At 44.9% G+C, this 21,279-nt stretch carries 15 protein-coding genes; 3 read left to right on the top strand and 12 right to left on the bottom strand.

Annotated elements, in window-relative coordinates:
• Positions 1-13 precede the first annotated feature (13 nt).
• Both MKX50_RS05310 and MKX50_RS05305 read right to left on the bottom strand, forming a co-directional pair.
• Positions 14-2,842, bottom strand: coding sequence for a glycoside hydrolase family 3 N-terminal domain-containing protein (locus tag MKX50_RS05310; RefSeq protein ID WP_339158635.1), 2,829 nt, complete (start codon positions 2,840-2,842; stop codon positions 14-16).
• Between the two features lie 227 nt (positions 2,843-3,069).
• Complete coding sequence (locus tag MKX50_RS05305; protein ID WP_339158633.1) at positions 3,070-3,951, bottom strand: LysR family transcriptional regulator; 882 nt, start codon at positions 3,949-3,951, stop codon at positions 3,070-3,072.
• A gap of 214 nt (positions 3,952-4,165) precedes the next feature.
• On the opposite strand from MKX50_RS05305, the gene glf reads away from it, so the two are divergent.
• Positions 4,166-5,269, top strand: coding sequence for a UDP-galactopyranose mutase (gene glf, locus MKX50_RS05300; protein ID WP_339158632.1), 1,104 nt, complete (start codon positions 4,166-4,168; stop codon positions 5,267-5,269).
• A 148-nt stretch (positions 5,270-5,417) separates the two neighbouring features.
• Here the strand turns inward: glf and MKX50_RS05295 are convergent, their stop codons facing one another.
• The 9 genes from MKX50_RS05295 to MKX50_RS05255 form a co-directional block, all read right to left on the bottom strand.
• On the bottom strand, positions 5,418-6,263 hold the full coding sequence (locus MKX50_RS05295; RefSeq protein ID WP_155609799.1) for a sugar phosphate isomerase/epimerase: 846 nt from the start codon (positions 6,261-6,263) through the stop codon (positions 5,418-5,420).
• Between the two features lie 26 nt (positions 6,264-6,289).
• Positions 6,290-7,339, bottom strand: coding sequence for a zinc-binding dehydrogenase (locus MKX50_RS05290; protein ID WP_339158630.1), 1,050 nt, complete (start codon positions 7,337-7,339; stop codon positions 6,290-6,292).
• 26 nt (positions 7,340-7,365) lie between these two features.
• Positions 7,366-8,334 carry a sugar phosphate isomerase/epimerase gene (locus tag MKX50_RS05285; RefSeq protein WP_155609800.1) on the bottom strand — a complete coding sequence of 323 codons (969 nt, stop codon included), beginning with the start codon at positions 8,332-8,334 and terminating at the stop codon, positions 7,366-7,368.
• A 12-nt stretch (positions 8,335-8,346) separates the two neighbouring features.
• The gene (locus MKX50_RS05280) at positions 8,347-9,504 is read right to left on the bottom strand and encodes a Gfo/Idh/MocA family oxidoreductase (RefSeq protein WP_155609801.1); all 1,158 of its coding nucleotides are present in this window, start codon (positions 9,502-9,504) and stop codon (positions 8,347-8,349) included.
• A gap of 18 nt (positions 9,505-9,522) precedes the next feature.
• Positions 9,523-10,506 (bottom strand): ABC transporter permease, encoded by a 984-nt coding sequence (locus tag MKX50_RS05275; RefSeq protein WP_155609802.1) that lies wholly within the window; start codon positions 10,504-10,506, stop codon positions 9,523-9,525.
• The gene (locus MKX50_RS05270; protein ID WP_339158629.1) at positions 10,487-11,965 is read right to left on the bottom strand and encodes a sugar ABC transporter ATP-binding protein; all 1,479 of its coding nucleotides are present in this window, start codon (positions 11,963-11,965) and stop codon (positions 10,487-10,489) included. Before MKX50_RS05270 ends, MKX50_RS05275 begins: the two co-directional genes overlap by 20 nt.
• 94 nt (positions 11,966-12,059) lie before the next feature.
• Positions 12,060-13,244, bottom strand: a complete 1,185-nt coding sequence (locus MKX50_RS05265; RefSeq protein WP_155610040.1) for a substrate-binding domain-containing protein — start codon at positions 13,242-13,244, stop codon at positions 12,060-12,062.
• A gap of 205 nt (positions 13,245-13,449) precedes the next feature.
• Positions 13,450-14,718: an extracellular solute-binding protein gene (locus tag MKX50_RS05260; RefSeq protein ID WP_339158628.1), complete on the bottom strand. Its 1,269-nt coding sequence runs from the start codon at positions 14,716-14,718 to the stop codon at positions 13,450-13,452.
• Positions 14,719-14,926: 208 nt separating this feature from the next.
• The gene (locus MKX50_RS05255; protein ID WP_339158627.1) at positions 14,927-16,351 is read right to left on the bottom strand and encodes a response regulator; all 1,425 of its coding nucleotides are present in this window, start codon (positions 16,349-16,351) and stop codon (positions 14,927-14,929) included.
• A 155-nt stretch (positions 16,352-16,506) separates the two neighbouring features.
• Between MKX50_RS05255 and MKX50_RS05250 the strand changes: the two genes are divergently transcribed.
• Positions 16,507-18,210: a histidine kinase gene (locus MKX50_RS05250; protein WP_339158626.1), complete on the top strand. Its 1,704-nt coding sequence runs from the start codon at positions 16,507-16,509 to the stop codon at positions 18,208-18,210.
• A 221-nt stretch (positions 18,211-18,431) separates the two neighbouring features.
• On the opposite strand, the gene MKX50_RS05245 is transcribed toward MKX50_RS05250, so the two are convergent.
• Positions 18,432-19,601, bottom strand: coding sequence for an aminotransferase class I/II-fold pyridoxal phosphate-dependent enzyme (locus MKX50_RS05245; RefSeq protein WP_339158624.1), 1,170 nt, complete (start codon positions 19,599-19,601; stop codon positions 18,432-18,434).
• A gap of 235 nt (positions 19,602-19,836) precedes the next feature.
• Here MKX50_RS05245 and guaD point away from each other — a divergent pair, with 235 nt between their 5' ends.
• The gene (gene guaD / locus MKX50_RS05240; RefSeq protein ID WP_339158622.1) at positions 19,837-21,201 is read left to right on the top strand and encodes a guanine deaminase; all 1,365 of its coding nucleotides are present in this window, start codon (positions 19,837-19,839) and stop codon (positions 21,199-21,201) included.
• Positions 21,202-21,279 lie beyond the last annotated feature (78 nt).

Here is a 21,279-nt window from a genome sequence, read left to right as displayed (position 1 = left end):
TTTGTTCTATAACTTAAGCCGTTGCCGCAGCAGCCGATTTGCGTCTGCGGAATAAGAAGTAGAAGCCGGCGGCAACACCAATCACGATAAGGATATCTACAGCAATCGTAATCTTCACCCAGTCCGCCAAATCCGTGCTCATCCCGTTCTCCATTCCGTTGCTGTTCGCTACGGTGTACAGCACGTTGTGTGCGTTGTCTCTCATGGCCCATAATGTATCATTGCTCTTGGCATTGACTTCCGGTACGCCGTACGGTGCAACGCCGGTAAGAAGGATATCGTTGCCTGCACGGAAAGCAAGCTCAGCGGTCATATAAGGATAAGAAGGACCAATAAAGAAGTCTGTATTGACGATCCCCTTGAAGCCCCATTCATTGCGAAGCACTTCTTTCATCAGGGCCGGGCTCGCACCTGCCCATGTATGTCCAATGCTGTTGAATGCGGACATCGCCCCTTTCGCGCCCCCTTCCTTCACCGCATATTCAAATGCCTTCAGGTAGATTTCGCGGATCGCTTGTTCGTTGCTCCAGGTTAGAACGCCTAGTGTACGATTTTTCTCCTGATCATTTAGCGCAAAGTGCTTCATGTAGACGAATCCGCCATGGCTTTGGTAGCCCTTAGTTACAGCGGCGGCCATCTTGCCGGAAAGAAGAGCGTCCTCGGAATAATATTCGAAGTTTCTGCCGGAGAATGCGGTGCGATGGATGTTAACGCCTGGTGCATACCAGCCGCTTACTCCGTATGCTTTCGCTTCTGCGCCTACGGCATCGCCCATCATCTCGACAAGCTCCAGGTTCCAGGTTTGTCCAAGCATCGTCTCTGAAGGGAAGGCGATTCCCGACATCGGATTCTTGGACAACAGAGCGCTGATGCCCGCTGGTCCATCATAGTCTGTGGTTGCCGGTTTGCCGACAGATGCCACTTCGACGGTACGATAACCGCCAAGCGTCCCGATGGAAACCAGGTCATGGACAGACAACTGATCCAGCAGCTCATTCCAGCTGGCATCCTCATAATCGACACCGACGTAATCCTTTAACGTCTTTCCATGATCTGCTCCCGTCGTCGGCGCGCTCTGCTGCTCGTCCGCAGGAATGTCATAGCGCTTGCTGTTCACATAGTCGACGAATGCAGCGTTTACAACCGTACCTTTTACTTCCTCTACAGCGCCATCAGCGTTCTTCGCTTGAAGGACTTGATTGGTGTTCAGGACATCCATATTCGCAAAACCATTTGCCCGGGACAGGTATGCTGGAATGCTGCCCTCCCCGGTGACCAGATCATCAAACTGATTGACCGCTACTTGCTGATCCGAAGAACGGCCGTTCTGGTCAAACACCACTTCCGTCAAGTTCTTCGAACCTACATCAGCGATTTTGTCATGCGAGTTCTTCATCAGCATGAGCTTATATTCGCCTGCTTCAAGAACATAAGAACCGGTTGGGCTGAAGACTTTGGCATAATCATAGGAAGCCATATCTTCTACTTTAAAAGTCAGGGTCAACGTCTCCGAATCGCCTGGCTGAATGACACCCGTCTTGGCAAAAGCAGCTAGCTCGACAGAAGACTTTTCAATTTTTCCAGTGTAAGGTGCGGAATAGTAGAGCTGTACAACTTCCTTTCCTTCCATGGAGCCTGTATTCGTCACTTTGATGTCAACTGAAATGTCCGTATCATTCCACTTTAAGCTGTCCGGAACAACCTCTTGTTCGAATGTCGTGTAGCTTAAACCATGTCCGAACGGGAACATGACCTTCTCGTCATAGTTGATCGCACCTTCAGCCGCTGCAGTCTCGTAGTAGCGATAGCCTACATAAATCCCCTCGGTGTAGTTGACGTAAGTCAGCGGAACGTTGTTTTTATCTACGGCCAAAGCATAAGTACCGTCACCGTTATCCAGGACATAGCGCAAATCGCCAAAGCTTTTCATCGCCGGCGCATCAAGCATATCTGCCGCAAACAAGTCGACCGTTCTTCCAGACGGATTGAGCTGTCCCGCTAAAATTTTGCCAAGCGAAGCAAATCCCTTTTGTCCTGGACCGGCGACCGTTACAATGCTCTTGATTTGGTCGTATTTCTTAACCCAATCCAGTTCAAACGTATTAGAACCGTTCACGATGACAATAATTTTGTCAAAATGCTTCGTAACCGCATCGACCATGCCAAGCTCCCGATTGGACAGCTCCAGGTAATGCTTATTAGGATCCAGATCGTCAGGATTACCGAAGCGTTCTCCGCTCGGGCCCATCGTACCGCTTCCATTTGGATCATAGGTATCCGGACCGTCCAAGACCGCCGGAAGATCTGTCCCTTCTCCACCCGCACGGGCTAGGAAGATGATCGCTGTATCCGAAAACTCGGCGGCTTGCTTCATTCTTTCCTCGGTATAGAACTCGGAAGCTACGGGTTCTGGAATCGTCCAGTCATATCCCTCAATACCCGATATTGGTCTTTCGAGGCCTGTTGCTACGTAATCGTTATATAATTGCTCGTTGATCTCAAAACCGGCTGCTTCCAGACCCGCCTTTGGCGTTACAGCCGTGGACGAGTCTGCCGCACCGGAACCAGAGCCCAGGTATACAGGCGCCGTAAAACTCCATCCAAACACATTGACTTTCTTGTTCGTCGTCATCGGCAGCATGTTGTCATGATTCTGGAGAAGAACAATCCCTTCATCCGTAATCAGCTCCGACACCACTTCTGAGTCAGCCCGCGCTTTTTGGGCCTCCGGCGTCGTGATGTCGATTTTGGAGAAATACGCTGTAATGACATCCGAGTAGTAGGCCAGTGCAATGTTAGCCCCTGTGCCGATAAGCAGTACGAGTACCAGCAGAGAACTCATAATTACACGGAATCTTTTTTTCGATTTACCAGACATAAACTTTCTTGCCCCCATTATCTAGTTAGTTTGAAACGCTTTCATGAGCCGCAAATCATGGATTAGCGTTCATCTTGACTGCAATGTAAGCTTAACGTAAACAGAATGAATATAGAATCAACCAAACGTTAAGGGGCGGCAACTTTTAGTTGACTACTAAAAAAAGCCGTCCTGACGGAAGGCTTCTCCAATCAAAACGACTTGCATCGATCCTTGACGTATCTTTGAAATAAGGCCACTGCTTTAGACTGGATACCTCTCTTTCTAGAAACCAGATAGATATCCTGAGGAATCTTCTCCTTCAGTCTAATCAGCTTTAAGTTATCATTCTTGAGCGACTCCTCCACAAAATCAATAGAAACGGCCACAGCTCCATTTCTCTCGCATAATCGATGGGCCGATATAATATTGCCGAATTCATGCATGACATGGGGCGAGAAGCCCTGTTCAAGGCATTTCTCGATAAAACCGTTTTCCTTCCCTTCGCCTGCCGTCTTGATAACCAAAGTTTCGTTATCCAGATCGGTGACTGAAATTTCTTGTTTGCTGGCTAATGGATGGCTGTTGGAGACGACGACCACAACTTGGCCTTCGGCAATCAATTCAAATTCACAATTCTCGATCTCTTCCGTCCCAATGACCAAGCCGACGTCCACTTCCTCCTGGAATATTTGGGTTAACGGATACTCGTCGGGATACTCTTTCAGCTTGATTTGAATATCTGGATATTGTTTAGAGAAATCATATAAAAAATCCACCGGTAGGATCGATGTTATGGAATATGTAATTACTACGTTCAGGCTGCCCTTTTTTCCGCTGATAATGCTGATTTCCTTCTTGATGTCCTCAATCAAATAATGAATATGTTTAGCCCTGGCATATAGGAGCTCGCCCGCTTTGGTGGCTTCCATGCCGCGAGAGCTTCTGTAGAATAATTCAGCTTCCAGCTCCATCTCCAGCTGCCTGATGGTCTTGCTTACTCCCTGAGGGGTAATAAACAGGTCTTTCGCCGCCGCTGTAACACTATTTTTCTCATATACCTTGATGAAATATTCCAATGCCTCTGTGTTCAATCGGCTAACCCCCTATTTCCGGACACCCCTTAGCCAAAGGTAGCTGTGCTGAATTTACGCCTTAGATCAGGGTCATTCTACCAGACCCAATTGCATTGATAGTATAGCATACTTTACTTTATAGCAATCCCTCCCTTTGTTTGGCCAAGCTGTAGTTCACGGCCTGCGATTTATGCTAAGATGTGAAATAACGATCGATCAAGGGAGTATGGACATGTATGATTATTTAGTGGTGGGCGCAGGTCTGTTCGGAGCGGTCTTCGCCTATGAAGCGAACAAGAGGGGCAAGAAATGCCTTGTCATCGACAAAAGAGACCATATTGGCGGAAACGTATATACCGAAGAAATCGAGGGCATCCACGTGCACAAGTACGGGGCTCATATTTTCCACACGAACAGCAAGGCCATTTGGGATTATGTGAATCAATTCGCCGAATTCAACCGGTTCACCAATTCACCGATCGCCAATTATAAAGGGGAATTATATAATCTGCCCTTCAACATGAACACCTTCAATAAGCTGTGGGGCGTCGTCACCCCGGACGAAGCCAAGCTCAAAATCGAGGAGCAAAGGCAGGCCGCCGGCATCACCGAGCCAAGAAATCTGGAGGAACAAGCGATTTCGCTTGTCGGAACCGATATCTACGAGAAACTGATCAAAGGCTACACCGAGAAGCAGTGGGGAAGATCGGCCAAAGACCTGCCTTCCTTCATCATCAAACGGCTCCCCGTCCGATTCACTTATGACAATAATTACTTCAATGACCGTTACCAGGGCATTCCGATCGGCGGTTATGGGGCGATCATCGAGAAGATGCTGGAAGGCATTGAGGTCAAGCTGAATGTCGATTTCTTTGACCGTAAAGAAGAATGGCTCCGCTCAGCCCAAAAAGTCGTGTACACCGGCATGATCGACCAATATTACGATTACGCATACGGCGTACTCGAATACCGCAGCCTGCAGTTTGAAACGAAGATCCTGCACGACACGGCCAACTACCAAGGCAATGCTGTCGTCAATTACACGGACCCGGAGACGCCATATACGCGGATCATCGAGCACAAGCATTTTGATTTTGGTACCCAGGACAAAACAGTCATCACGGAGGAGTACCCGACAGAGTGGAAACCGGGCGACGAGCCCTATTATCCGATCAACGACGATAAAAACAATGAAATCTACAAGAAATACAAAGCGCTTGCCGACAGCGAGCAACGCATCATCTTCGGGGGGCGCCTCGCCACATACAAGTACTACGATATGCACCAGGTCATCGGCGCGGCTCTAACGGAGGTGAACCGGGAGTTTGGGGAATAATGGAGTTGGAATGAATGTATAGTGTCCGTTCCGCGTTCAGTACAATTGAATATAGAAATACTGGGCTTTATGTATGTCAAAAAAGAGTAGAGCCACCCTTCCAAAAGGCAACTCTACTCTTACGCGTTAATAATATTACATCGTCACTTTATTTCCAACCGATTTCCTTCATTTTTTTTCTCAAGAAATCGATGGACGTCTTTGCATACCAATCCGGATCTGATTTTCTTGAATGAAAACCAACTTCCATGGACAGGTAGCCATCATAGTTAATTTCCTTGAGCGCCCGAAGTACGCTGTCGAAATTCCCGTAACCTTGACCAGGAGGCAAGCGGTCATTATCCGAAATATGAACGTGATGCAGTTTCTCAGCCATACGGTATACGTAATCGCTAGGGACATCGCCGCGGTAAAGAGCATGATACGTATCAAACATGACTTTCACATTGCTTAAGCCTGTCTGCTCGGATAACAATAAAGCATCGTCAGCCGTTTCGATCAAGTTGCTATCTGAAGGCGTTGGTTCAACGACCATGGTAATCCCCAGCTCTTTGGCATATTCGGCGATATCAATTAAGTTCTCCAAGCTATACTGCCACGCATCCGTTTGCTTCGTGCCATGGATGACCCAGCCCGCAATATACATTACCGTCGGACATTCCCAATCATGAGCAAGCTGTAGAACTTCTTTATAATGCTTAACCGCGTACTGACGCTCTTCTAAAATGGGAGAGCACGGATTGTTCCCGGGACCGCCGCCTGGAGCAGGCAACATGGAGGAAACCTTTAAATTTTGCTCCTTGAGCAGCTTTAATATAGCTTGTCTTCTGTCCTTTGTTACACTTTCCGGCCATGCATGGGGGCTTGCACATCCAATCTCGATTCCATCATATCCGAATGAGGACAATCTTCGAATCACTTCTTCTAGCGGATAAGCTGGGACCCAAGTAGGAAAGCTGCCGTACACCCATGTGTTAAATGATATTCCCTTCATTCGTGATCACTCCTTGACTGGTTTATTTATTCCCAAACAAATACCGCTTTTTCTGTTTTTCTTTCATCAAACATTTTAAAGGCTGTTGCCGCTTCATCCAGAGGGAAGGTATGAGACACTAACTTATGGACTGGAAGCTTCTTGTCAATAATGAATTGGGCAATTTCGTCATATTCATAAATCGGAAAATACCAGGAGCCGATCAATGTAATTTGTTTCCGAATAAATTGAACACTTGGATTGATCGTCAATTCCCTTCCTTCTCCAACGAAAGCGGCACGGCCATGCTGTCTCAAGCTGTCTAATGCTACATTCTGGGCAATGGGGCTTCCAGAGCAATCGATCGCAGCATCTACGCCACTATTGCCTGTAATTTCATGAATACGCGCCAATACATCATCATTGCTGTTAATCACATAATCCGCTCCCAGCTCTTTGGCAACCTCCAGGCGCTGATCCAGCAAATCGACAGCGATTACCCGTGCACCCAAGCCCTTGGCAACCATGACGCCAGCTCCGCCCATAGGCCCCAAGCCAAAAACCACAACCGTGTCTCGACCGTTAATTCCTAATCTCTTTTGGGCATGATACAAGGTTCCAACTGCATCCGTAGAAACGGCAGCCGTAACATAGTCCATCTCATCCGGTATTCTCATGCAGTTATCTTCCGGGATAACAAGATAGTCAGCATCGCCACCATGCAAATCAAAGCCGATGCATTTCCACTCTTTACAAAACATGCGATAACCGTTCCTGCAATGTGCGCACTCGCCACAGCCAACCGCCAGATATGCCGCCACGCGGTCTCCAACCTGAAAGCGCGTAACTCCATCACCGATCTGAACAATTTGCCCGGCAGGCTCATGCCCGGGAATAATCGGTCCAGTATGATCACCGGATCCTACAACCCCTTGTTGCCCATAATATAAGCTCATATCGCTGCGACAAATGGCAGAAGCTTTCATTTGAATCAAAACTTCTCTCGGCCCAGGTGTCGGGATTGGAAATTGCTTGATTTCAACGACCTTATTCCCTGGGAATACAGCTGCCTTCATGGTTGATTGATTTGTTGTCATATGGATCTCCTCTTTTCTTTAAATGTTTATGCCCACCACATTTGTCCAAGCTCTTCCTTAAATCTGCTCTGCTTCAACGTTTCTACAGCCTTGCCTAATCCCTCGTCAATCGAAACAAGCATATCTTCATGCTCTATTGAAACAACATCATCGTAACCTACAGCTCTTAACATGCTGAGCATGTCCTTCCATATTTTCGTATCCATTCCGTAACCAACCGAGCGGAAGGTCCATGAACGATTTACGATATCGCTGTAATGCTTCGTATCCAAAACACCATTTTTTGCGATATTTTCTTGATCAAGCCAGGTATCCTTCGCATGAACATGGAAGATCGCCTTTTTTGATCCCAACTGCTTAATGGCAACGACCGGGTCAATCCCTTGCCATACCAGATGACTTGGATCAAAATTCGCCCCAATTTCTTCGCCTGCATGCTCCCTAAGCTTCAGTAAAGTATCAGGATTGTAAACAACAAAACCCGGATGCATTTCCAATGCGATTTTTACATGATGCTGACGAGCAAAGCTCGCTGCGTCCTTCCAATAAGGAATCACCTTGTCGTTCCATTGCCAATTCAGAACTTCCATGTACTCAGGCGGCCATGAGCATGTTACCCAATTCGGAAATTTGGCAAATTCATGGTCTCCTGGACAGCCAGAGAATGTGTTGACAACCGGAACATTCAGCAGCTCCGCAAGCTTAACCGTTTGCTGCCAAACATGATGTGCCGCTTGGGCAGCAGCTTTATTGGGATGTAAAGGGTTACCATGACAGCTTAGAGCACTTATTTTTAAACTCCGTTTTTCAATGGCACGTTGAAAACTAAGCAATGTCGACTTATTTTCCAGCAATGCTTCAGGGTTACAGTGACTATCTCCAGGAAAATTTCCCGTTCCGATTTCGATAGCCTCAATTCCCATAGATGCAACCTTATCCAGCATTTCTTCCAACGGAAAGTGCTGATATAGAACTGTAAATACGCCTATTTTCATTGTTAATTCTCCTTAATTGACGTCCACCCATTGTTGAGTCTGATAGCTTTTTAAAATAGCTTCCGTAACACACATGGAGCGATGCCCATCCTCAAAAGTCGCAAACTCAGGTTTATCCAACGACAGCGATTTACCTTCATAAATAAACCGATAAAAATGAAGCATTCCATTTTTCATCGCATCTGGCCAGCCTTCTCCATGGCCGCCCGGATGATGAATCGATCCTCTTGCCTCCTGCAGGAACAACGCAGGATCGGCAATCAAGCTTTCGTTCGGTTGATCCCGGTAGCCGATCCACATCTGCGCAGGATTTTCCTGCTGCCAATATACCGATTTTTTGCTGCCGTTGATTTCGAAGCTGAGTGCATTTTTTCTCCCTGCACTTACCTGAGATACTGTAAATACGCCTCTGCTGCCGTCCTCAAATCTGATCAATACCGAAGCGTAATCCTCGGTCGATACAGGAATCTCATCGTATTCCTCAGCCTGCTGCTGCTTGGCAAAGGTTAAAGATGAACCCTTCACTCTTTTTCGAACAGGGTGTACGGTCCACAAATCTGCAAAAACCTTAGCTATTTTTTTACCCGTAACATATTGAACGGTGTCGCACCAATGAGAGCCGATATCTGCCAATGCCCTTGATTGACCTCCAAGATTCCCCAGCAGTCTCCAGTTAAAGTCCGTATCATAGAGCATCCAATCCTGCAGATAGCTGCCATGAACTAGATATAGATCGCCCAATTCATCCTCTTTAATCATCTGATTGAGCTGCTTCATCATGGGGTATTGTCGATAATTAAAATTTACGCCATGGACAACTTGATGCTGCTTGGCCAACTTCAACAATTCTCCCGATTCCTCGCTGCTCACAGCTAACGGCTTCTCGGACAAAATATGCTTGCCCGCGACAATAGCTGCCTTATTGATTTCAAAATGCAAATGATTCGGCGTGCAGTTATGAATCACTTGAATATCATCATTGTTCAGCATGTCCTGATAGTTTCCATAGGCTAAAGGTATATGAAGCTCATCTGCTTTTTTCCGAGCGTTTTCCATGTCAGAATCAGCTAGCGCGATAACCTCAACAAACCCTAATCTTCGTATTGCTTCGATATGAGCAGGCCCGATGAACCCTGTGCCAACTATCCCTGCCTTAATTTTGTTCCCCATGAGCTCTCCTCCCCTGTACTATTTTTTGATTGTCTTTTTACCGAATGCTACTGCCAGGATAATAATCAAACCTTTAATCATCATTTGCTGACTGACATCCAGCCCCATAATAATCAGGCCGTTACTGATCGTACCGATCATAATTGCGCCAACCAAGGTTCCAATGACGGTGCCGACACCGCCAAACAAACTGGTGCCGCCAAGAATAACTGCCGCAATGACGGATAGTTCATCGCCTTCACCAAAAGAGAAACGGCCTGCGTTCATTCTTCCTGCATATAGTAAGCCTGCTAAGCCTGCCATAGCTCCAGTACCTAAAAAAGCCAGCAATTTAATCCTCTTCGTATTGACGCCCGATAGTCTTGCAGCGTTCTCATTACCGCCTGTTGCCAGTACTTGCCGACCGTAAGTCGTTTTTCGAAGTAAGAAATGGGCGATCACCGTAAATACAAGCGTCCAAATCAATAACACCGGAACAGGACCGATATCTCCGGAGCCAAAAATGAAATTAAAGGTCTGATTAACAATCGGTACAGGCGCAGTTTTCGTTACCCACATGGATAAGCCCTGTACGGCCATCATCGAACCTAACGTCGCCAGAAAAGAAGGTATGGCCACTCTTGTTACAAGCAAGCCGTTAATGAAACCGACGATACAGCCTACGCCAACTCCTGCTACTAATGCGCCAATAATCCCCCATCCCGATTGCAAAGCCAATGCACCAGCTAATGAAGACAACGCCGTAACGGCACCGACGGACAAATCGATTTCACCTGTGCTGATTACAAAAGTCATCGCTAAGCCCATCAATGAAATCGTAGCCGTTTGGCGAATAATATTGAGGAGATTATTCGTCGTTAAAAACCCTTCATCGAATAATGAAATAGAAAAGTAAATAAACACGGCTATAAAAGCGATGTAAACGATATAATTACGCCAAGCAAACTTTTTCAGGGCAGATAAGATTGACACGCTTGGTGTATTAATATCCTTGGATTGCATATTGTAATTCCTCCTCAGAAGTAACTTCTTGTCTGTTCATTTCACGTGTGATCGTTCCATCGTGTATGATCAGTATCCGGTCGCTTACAGCCAGTAGCTCTTGTAATTCAGAGGATACAACCAGCACTGCTTTTCCGGCATCGGCTAATTCGCGAATGATTTCGATGATTTCTGTTTTGGCCGCGATATCAACCCCTATCGTCGGCTCATCCAATAACAATACGTTGGGTTCGTTAGCCAGCCATTTGGACAGTACAACCTTCTGCTGGTTCCCGCCGGATAACAAATTAACCTGTTTAAAAATGTGATCCGTTTTTATATTCAATTTTTTTACAAACTTCTCGCTAATTTCGTTTGCCAGCTTGTTATTTATAACCAAGCCTCGTGACAGCTTAGCTAGAATAGGAACCATCATATTCTCTTTCACATTGTGCTGCAGAATTAAGCCTTGCAATCTTCGATCCTCCGGAATCAGCGCAATCCCTTCATTCATGGCATCCCTTGGCGAAGCGATTTCAACTTTGTGTCCGAACATTTGAATTTCTCCGCTAGCGATCGGATCTACGCCAAATAAAGTCCTCAAAAGCTCTGTTCTCCCGCTGCCCATCAATCCGGCGATTCCAACGATCTCTCCCGGTTGAATCGAAAATGAGACATTTTTTACCTTGCTGCCGGCATTTAAATTTTTTACCTTGATGACCGGCGGGGCCTCACGATCGTAATAACGCTCTTTCCATTCGAACGCCTTGTTGAATTCCATTCCGACAATGTGTGAAATAATTTGATTCATATCGGTCTCAGAGCATCTTTCAGTTGCGATATACTTTCCATCTCGTAAAATCGTTATGCGATCGCAAATTTGAAAGATTTCCTCCATGCGATGGGAAATGTAAATAATGGAGTAACCTTTGGTTTTCAATCTATCGATAAATTCAAAGAGAATTTTTGTTTCCGATTTCGTAAGCGACGAGGTAGGCTCGTCCATAACAATAATTTTGGCATCCTGTGACAACGCCTTGGCGATCTCTGTCATTTGCCAATAACCTACGCCAAGATCCTGTACGACATCGGTCGGCTTCATGCTGACTCCAAGTTCATTTAACAATTCTTGTGTTTTTATTTCGCAGCTCTTATCATCTATGAACCCTGCTTTTGTCTTGGACTCTCTGGTTAGAAAGATATTTTGCGCAACTGTTAACGTCGGAATTAAGCTAAATTCTTGAAAAATCATAGAGATTTTATTCGCTCTTGCATCAGCATCATTTCGAATCACAACCGGCTTGCCTTCGATCACGATTTCCCCTTGGTCTGCGGTATACACTCCGGTCAATATTTTCATGAGCGTTGATTTTCCTGCGCCATTCCCGCCCATTAATGCATGGACCTCACCCTTTTCAACTGAAAAACTGACGTTATCAAGTACCGTAATCCCGTTAAATGCCTTAACTATGTTTTTCATTTCTAGCATGGGTTGAGTCAAGTTGATTCACCTTCTTCTTAAATTCGAAGAGGCTGTAATATCTACAACCTCTTCTTTTGTTTAATGGAGTCATCTATTTCATGGCATCCTGTACGGTTGCCGGTGCATCTACTCCGTAGATCAGCTTCCAGGCATCCAGCACATTTTCTTTAGTTACCTTAACGGCTGGTGAAGCAACATAAGCCGGAGCTTCTTTCCCCAAAATTGCATATCCGGCGAGAATGGATTGGGCAACGCCTTGGTCATAAGGAAGCTGCGCTCCAACACCTTGCACAATACCATCGCTAGCAATTGAAATTGCCACGTTCGTTCCCAGATCTACCGTTGTGACGATCAGGTCGTTTCTGCCTGCCACTCTCGCGGCTGACATTACGCCCTCGGCAGGAACGTCCCATGGAGCGAAAATCCCATCTAGATCAGGGTGTCTTGTAAGCATAGCCGAGGCTACCTCTTCACCTTTATTCGCATCGGTAATACCGCCTTGCGTCACAATTTCAATCTCGGGATATTTCTCTTTGATCCTTGCCTTGAACGCATCCGACCGGTTGGTCGTTACGAAGAAGTTAACATCGTGAAAGACAAGGCCAACCTTCCCCTTTCCTCCCAATTTTTCCGCCATGATATCCGCAGCTACCGCACCGTTCCCGTAGTTATCTCCCGAAACGATACTGATATAATCTTTCCCTGCAACTAATCCATCGGCACCGCCATCCATAAACACCAGCTTCACGCCTTGAGCCACTGCTTTCTTATAAGCAGGAGCCGTAGACACGGAGTCTACTGGAACTGAAACCATAATATCCGGTTTCTTAGCCAAGACGGTTTCAATGTCATTCACCTGTTTTTCTGCCTTAAACTGCGCATCCGTCACGGCTACGACTTTAATGCCCATTTGTTCAAAGGTCTCTTGCATGGCTTGAACTGCAGCATTCATATAATCTGTGCCTGAGTAATGCATGACAATCGCAGCGGTGTATTTGCCCTCTTTAATTTTTGCTATCTCTTCCTCGGTTAAGATCAAGTCTTTAGCAGAAACGGCTTTTTCGCCATTTGGGCCGATATCCATAACCTCTGTATCTGGAATATTCGGATTAATCGTGATCGGTCCGCTTACAATGTCTTTCCCTGCGCTAGCGGCGTTTTCATTTCCGGTCGTATTGGGTGCAACCGTGGTAGTGTCGTTCTGACCGCAAGCCGTTAGCAGCATCGCCGATAGCAGTAAGACAACTAGGGCTGGCGCTATGATTCTCTTTTTCATTAACATTCGTAGATCCCCCCCGTTTAGTTTGAGTTATATGGGTTTTATCTTGCATAACTTAAGTATATGGAATAAAAAAACGGCCAAAAGTTGAATAATTTAATCGCTGGGGGGGATTTTTTTAATTGAAACCAGGGCAAAACAAAAAAGAAGTATTCTAAGCCCGAAGCTTAAAATACTTCTTTCCAGCATCAACCATGCAGGATTAATATCCCGCTTGTTTTAATAAGGCTGCAATTTCTTCTGCCGCTTCATCGAGTACGATTTGAGCATCCTTTTTACCTGTAAGATAAGTTAAGACCGCATTCTGCATGACCTCTGACACTTGATCATAATTCGTTATTCTTGGCCTGCCTACTCCTACGCGCAAAGATTTTTCAAGAACCCGATAGTATTCCTTTAATGAATCGTTGTCCAGCAATTCCGCTGCATGATATGCTGAAGTGCGTGTGACATGATGCTTGTATTTCAAATAGCTTTTCTGAACATCAGAAGAGGTTAAATAATTCACCAGATCAAAAGCTTCCTCTTTATGAGAGGAGTATTTATTAACAGCTAGTCCCCACGAACCAAAATGCGGCCGATGAATCAATTCCCCATCCTGATAAGTACCTGGAAACATAAAGTAACCCACTTCTCCCCCTTCAATTCCGTCCTGCAATCTCATTGCATGATAATTCATTCCCATGGCGACAATGCCATAACCAAAAGCAATAGAGACCTCGTCCCAACTATAATTGAATACATCCGGAGGCGTAACTTTATAATCATTGATCCAGCTGCCGTAAGTAATCAGAGCTTGAGAAGCATTGGGGTTGTCCTGGAATACAGGATTTAATTGATCATCGAATAGATCAACCTGATGTACGCTTAAAAAGGTCTTAAAATCAAGAAATATAGACTCATGTTTTTTCGCCATTAACGAGGTGCCATATAAATCAATCTCCCCGTCTTGATCTATATCTCTAGTAAAAAATTGAGCCACTCGCAAATAATCATCCAATGTTTCAGGTATCTTTAACTCTTCTCCATATTGCGCTTTAAACAAAGCCTGATTGGCTGCATCCTCAAACAAATCCTTCCGGTAGCTGATAGTTAGAGCATTCGACTGTATAGGCAGGCTAAAAATTTCATACCCCTTATCTAATATTTTCTCAATGCTAATGACATCCAGCTGCGGCGGAGCTTGGGAAGAATCGACCAAGTTGTAAACAGAGGTATCCAAAAATAACTTGGATACAAAGTCCTGAACCTGCAGCGTTCCGCTTGTTTGGGAATTCATCATATACGAAGAGAGAGGCTCAAGATGGTTAATAATTTTAGGTATCCACGGGGTATCTACTGCAATAACGTCATAGTAGCCTCTATTCATGGCCAGTTCGGAAAAAACCTTCTCATGCAAGCTATTATATGACAAGGTACTAATTTCAATGTTAATACCCGTTTCCGCTTCATATTGCTTGGCTGCTGACACGACGGCCTCCGAGCCTGCTTCTGACGTCGCATATAATACCTTTATCGTCGGAGCAGTCTTGCTCTTGTCTACCTGGCCCGGAGCAACATCAAGCTTCGGCGGCGAACAACTCGAACATATGGTCATGAGAAGAAGATAGACGACAAGTCGTTTCCACGCGTTCATATAGTCATGCACCTCTGTAAGTCTTGCTTAAAATAATGGATGCTCAAACTTCAATGCTTTTAGCATGTTTCTTGCGATAATCGGAAGGAGATTCGTGATATCTTTTTTTGAATAAATTCCGAAAATAGGGGTAATCCGAATAACCGATCTCTAATGCGATATCCATAATTTTTTTATCCGTTGCCACAATTAACTCTTTTGCAGTCTCTAGCCTTCTGTTGGTCAAATATTGAATGAAATTAATACCCACTTTCTGCTTGAACATTCTGCTTAGCGTGACGGGATGAACGCCCACCATTTCTGCAACCGCTTCCAAATTTATGTTAAGATCTTTGGAGGATTCTATAATATAAAAGGCTTTGTCAAACCACTGGGTCTGCTCCCCCATGTCTTGCTCAACTTCAATTCTTATCCATTCCTGAAGGCTGCGAATCACTAGCGATTTCATGTGGTGACGTAAATGTGTAAAGGTAACATGCTTGGCAACCCAGCTCATCCAATAATGAAGCAAATCATCATCCACCACGATCAATTTCGGTTTCGTAAATCCTTCATCAAGAATGGCAAGCAAATAGGCAGATTCTTTGATTAGCATTCGATAGGGGATTTTTTCTATCACGGAAAACCATTCGTTCAAATAACATTGAACCTGCTCCATATTGTTATTTCTAGCTTCATCAAGCATCCGGTTTCGCAAAGACGCAAGCTGGTGCATCTTATCCCGGTCATCATGAAGCGATAATTGATCCAGTGCCGATACTTCAAAAAATCTCAATTGTATGCTTTTTTCGTACTGCATTTGCAATTGTTCAAAAAAATCTTCCTTTTCCCTGAAAATAGGCGTTCCATCCAGCTCATCACTAATTATACAATCCCCTTTGATGATATCGTTGATACTATAGGAGAATATAATTGGCGCTGACGAGACCTTGCCGCTTTCATTATTCAAAGATAGAGAATCCATTTTCAATTGCAGCTTTTTGGGGATACGTTCATCGAACCAGAAGCTTACCTGCTTTGGAATGATCTGAACATCCTGAAATGAAAACGCAGAAACCATGGATTTCATAAAACACACTTGAATTTCTTGTAGAAATCGTTCAACTTGGTGATGTTCAATTTTATGAATAGTCTCTTTAAGCTCTTTACGATTGACTGGCTTTAGCATGTAATCCAGGGCACCGAAGTGAAGAGCCTTCTTCGCATATTCAAAATCATCGTACCCTGATATAATGATCACATAAATTTGAGAAAAGTTCTCTTTAATCCATTGCAGCATGTCGAGGCCATTTATGATGGGCATTCTTATATCAAGCAGAACAACGTCCGGGCGAATGAATTGAATCTCCTGAACGGCTTGTTGACCAAATCCAACGTCAAACACCTCAATGTCAGGAAATAATGCGTACAGCTTCTGTATGATGCTGGTCCGAACTTCCTTTTCATCATCAACAACGCAAATTCTCATACTAGTCAACTCCTTTCAATAACACAGCTGCAGGTTTCCAAAGATCTGAAGGAGGCATTAGCATCGTGTCTTGTCAATCCTTAAAACGTATATTAAACCGTCTATCAATAAAATACAAACTATTTATATTACTCATATTCATTACTATTATTCCGATGGCTATCGTTAGCCAAAGCTCCGAATACTTTATTTTTCAAACCAGTACGCAGTATTCATCTTCCATTTCCAAGCAATATGTAAATTATGCCTCCAACGAAATAACCAGCTATTTGGATAATCTGGAGGAAGCCTTTGATAGCCTTTACACAAATAACGATTTTCAAAAGTTTTTATCCGTCCGTCCTGACCTCTTGTCTGAACAAGCGGAATATATTATGAATTTCAGACCTATTATTCAGAATTCGTTGAAATTTCATCCTGAAGTGTTAGGGGTGCTCTACCTCGACAAGATGGGGAAAGTTTATTTTGATTCCTATCAGACGCAGCTCGATTCTCAGTTCAATTTATACGAACATCCTGTTTATCGTTCCATTCTGAATACCGAAACAACGCAATTAAGCGAGCCGCATCTGCTGGATTACGTGCTGTATCCGAACGATACGGTGTTTTCGTTTATCAGACCCATCATCAATATTAATTCAGGAACGATCGAATCATGGATTATTTTAGAAATTCAGGCGGATAAAATATTAAATTTACTGAATTACACGGACTATGAACAAGCTGGACAATTAATTCTTTATCATCCACATACCCAAAATATGGTTACTAATAATCCTCTGAACACCAATCTCGCCCAGGATCTTTGGACAAACCTGTACAACAAAGGCGAGCAACAATTTGTATTTGAGTCAAATAACGCTGAATACGAAGCCACATATACGCAGCTACCAAACCAGGACTGGATGCTGGTATGGATAGCCCCACTGAGCTCCATTAAGCAAGCCGTGACGAAAAGCTACTACCTGACAATTTTAATCGGAGCAGCCAGCTTGGCCATTGCATTATCCATTGGTTTTTCAATATTAAACGGTATTTTACGTCCGCTATATTTTCTCAAAAAAGGGATGCAAAGTCTGGGAAGGGGACAATACGTTCCGATAAAATTGAAGGAAAGACACGATGAAATCGGCTTTTTGATTCATAGCTATAATCAAATGCTGGAAAAACTCAATAAGATGGAACAAGAAGTCTACCATTCCAAATTAAAAGAAAAGGAACGAGAGCTGCTTCAGCTGCAGGCCCAAATTAACCCCCATTTTCTGTATAACACTTTGGAGGCTATCGACTCTTATGCTACCAGAAATAATGGTGAGGCCATTGAAGATATGATTCAGGCTGTATCCAAAATGATGCGATATAGCATTAGAAAGGATGGCGGATGGGCTCCATTGCAAGAGGAAATTTCGTATATTCAGCATTTTTTGACGATTCACTATTATCGAAATGGACAGAAGGTAAATACTTCTTTTAACATCGACCCACTAGCTATGAATCAAATTGTTATGAAACAAATTATTCAGCCCTTTGTAGAAAACTCCCTGAAATATGGCTGGAATCCCAATATGAGTAGCGCCGAATTTAAACTGTCCTTAACAGTAAAACTCATTGATAACGGACTTCATATTACGATTTCCGATACAGGAACAGGTATGAGCAAGGATGTGCTCGAACCAGTACAAGCATTGCTGCAGAGCAAGGGGAAGCACATTGATGCATTTTTTAACATTCACACGGGTATATTGAACGTATATCGTAGATTTATTCTTGCATATGGTGAAGATGCATATTTCCAGATTGAAAGTGCCCGCGGTAAGGGAACAAAAGTCGAATTTCATATTCCACTAAAAGAAAACTGAGTAATGATTTACTAAATAACTTTATGAATGCATACGGGCTAGTTTTATAAACCGGGACTACCCTAAGAACTGCACCTCACTGTCAGATACAATTAGCAGTTAGAGGTGCAGTTTTCTTTTTAAGCCAAACCCATTATATTTAACACCAAAAAAATAGTTTATACTGGCATCGTCCAACAGTATTATAACTAGGAGTACGGCTACTCTCCCACCCTTAGTACCTACACGTTTAAAATCCCGCTTTGGCGAACCGCATCGACCGCCTGCTTCAGGTTCTTTTCATCTTGAACCAACGCCATTCGTACATAGCCTTCGCCCGAAGGGCCAAAGGCGCTGCCCGGCGTGACGATGACCCCAGCTTTAGTGACCATGTCCATGACAAAATCCTCGGATGTCCCGTAATGGGAAGGAATCGCCGCCCAGACGAACATCGTTGCCTCTGGCTTATCTATCTTCCATCCCAGCGCATTCAAGCCATCGCAAAGAATATCTCTTCGGTGCTCATAAGCTTTGCGCGTCGTCTCCACACCGCTCTGATCCCCGGTTATCGCGGCAATCGCTGCTTGTTGAATTGGCAGAAACATACCATAGTCCATGTTCGACTTTAGTATCTTCAGGCGGGAGACAACCTCCTTATTTCCTACGCAAAAGCCGATTCTTGCCCCAGCCAGCCCATAGGTTTTGGACAAGGAATTAAATTCAACGCCAACCTCTTTCGCACCAGGGAAGGAGAGAAAGCTGCCGCAGCTTTTGCCATCAAACACTAATTCGCTGTAGGCATTGTCATGAAGAACGATGATATCATATTTCTTCGCAAAGGCGACCAGATCAACATAGAAGCTATCCGGCGCCATGGCGGTAGTCGGGTTGTTCGGATAGGAAACCAGCATCAGCTTGGCCTGGCGCGCTACTTGTTCCGGAATATCCTTCAAGTTGATCACATAGCCGTTTTCTTTTTTCTGCGGCATATAGTGAAGCTTCGCTCCGGCCAGCAGCGGCCCGTCTGCGAACACTGGGTAGCAGGGATCCGGCACCAGCACGACGTCTCCCTCATCTACGATGGATAATGAAATATGCGCCAGCCCTTCCTGCGAGCCTAACAGCGAGCAAACTTCCGTTTTCGGATCCAGCGCTACCTGATATCGCTCCTTATACCAGTCGCTTACCGCCTCCAATAAAGCGCTTTGGTCGCTGAGTGCATACACGTAGTTCATTTCATCAGCGGCGGCCGTACATAAAGCTTCGATGATATGCTTGCCCGGCGGAATATTCGGCGTGCCGATGCTCAGATCGATCACCGTTTCGCCACGATCCAATCTGCTGCGTTTGATATCCGATAATTTAGTGAAAATGCCTTCACCAAACCGATCCATTCTTTTTGCGAACTGCATGTTTGTTTGCTCCTTTTTGACTTCAACTCATCTTCCCGGATTTTCATCCTCTTGCAGAATGCTTGCCATTAATAAAAGGTTATCATAAATAGAATAGATATGAACCATGATTTGCGGAAAAGTTCCCTACCTATGGGGAGCGCGCGAAAATATCCGTTTTTTGATATTAGACTTCTCCTTATCCACGAATTATAATACAAAATACATTTAAAATACGTACATTAAGGCGGTATTTATGGATAATTATATGCAAGTATTTCAAGGCACTGCTTTTTCCAGCAAATCCCCCAAAGAAATTCACATCCTTAAGGATTATCTGTTTTGTATCCATGCAGACGGTGTTATAGCAAAAATCGTTTCACCTGAGGATTCCGGCTATCAGCCTCTGCTGGATCATTACCAAGGGAAGCGTAATTTCCATCGGCTGGCTGACGGCCAGTATTTCCTGCCTGGTTTTATCGATTTGCATGTCCATGCCCCGCAATGGGCCCAGTCCGGAACCGCACTGGACATTCCACTCTACGACTGGCTAAACACGTACACCTTCCCGCTGGAGTCTAAATTCTCGGATCTAGATTTTGCAAAAAAAATCTACGACGATGTGGTAAGCACCCTTCTCGCGAACGGAACAACCACGGCGCTTTATTTTGCAACGGTTCATAAAGAAGCCAGCTTGCTGCTGGCTGAAATCTGTGCCGGTAAAGGCCAGCGCGGACTCGTCGGCAAGGTCGTCATGGATGATCCCGGGCAAAATCCGGAATTTTATCGCGACGCGGATACACATACGGCACTCGTAGATACGGAAGAATTCATTATAGCTGTGCAAGAATTAGCCAAATCCACGAAGCAAGGCGTCTACCCGGTAGTAACGCCGCGGTTTATTCCAAGCTGTACGGACGAAGCTTTGAAGGGCCTCGGAGAGCTGGCCGCCAAATATGATGCGTATGTTCAATCACACTGCAGCGAGAGCGACTGGGCGCACGGTTATGTACAAGATCGATTCCAGAAGAACGATGCCTTTGCCCTGAATGATTTTGGCCTTTTGCGTGACAAATCCGTCATGGCTCATTGCAATTTCCTCGATGATCATGATGCAGATTTATTTGCCGAGACAGGAACAGCCATTGCCCATTGTCCCATCTCAAACGCCTATTTTGCCAATAGCGTCATCCCGATCGCTCATCTTCATTCCAAAAACGTCGAGATCGGACTCGGCTCGGATATTTCGGGAGGCTTCTCGCCTAGCCTGTACGATAACATCAGACAAGCGGTCATCTCTTCGAGAATGCTGGAGGACGGCGTGAATACCTCCCTTCCGGCCAGCGAACGAGGCGTACCCGGATCGCGAATTACGATCCATGAGGCATTCTACCTGGCCACTGCTGGCGGCGGTGAGAGCTTAAGCCTTCCCATCGGCCGGATTGAAGAAAATAATGCCTGGGACGTACAAGTGATCGATACCAAGCTGCCATCCGCCAAATTGCCGATTTTTAATGAAGATGAAAACTTGGACGACGTGTTCCAGAAAATAATGTATCTGGTTAGGCCTGAGCATATCCGCGAGGTGTGGGTGCAGGGTAAGAGGGTGCATTCGCGTTAGGGGTGAAACTCAGGGATATTGAAGTATGTATCACAGCATTAACCTCAAATATCAGATTTTGACATTTATAAATGGATG

Origin of the sequence: Paenibacillus sp. FSL W8-0186 (genome assembly GCF_037969765.1) — a bacterium.
GTDB lineage: Bacteria > Bacillota > Bacilli > Paenibacillales > Paenibacillaceae > Fontibacillus > Fontibacillus woosongensis.
The sequence above is the reverse complement of the archived record's forward strand: the minus strand, read 5'-3'. Positions and strand labels throughout refer to the sequence as shown.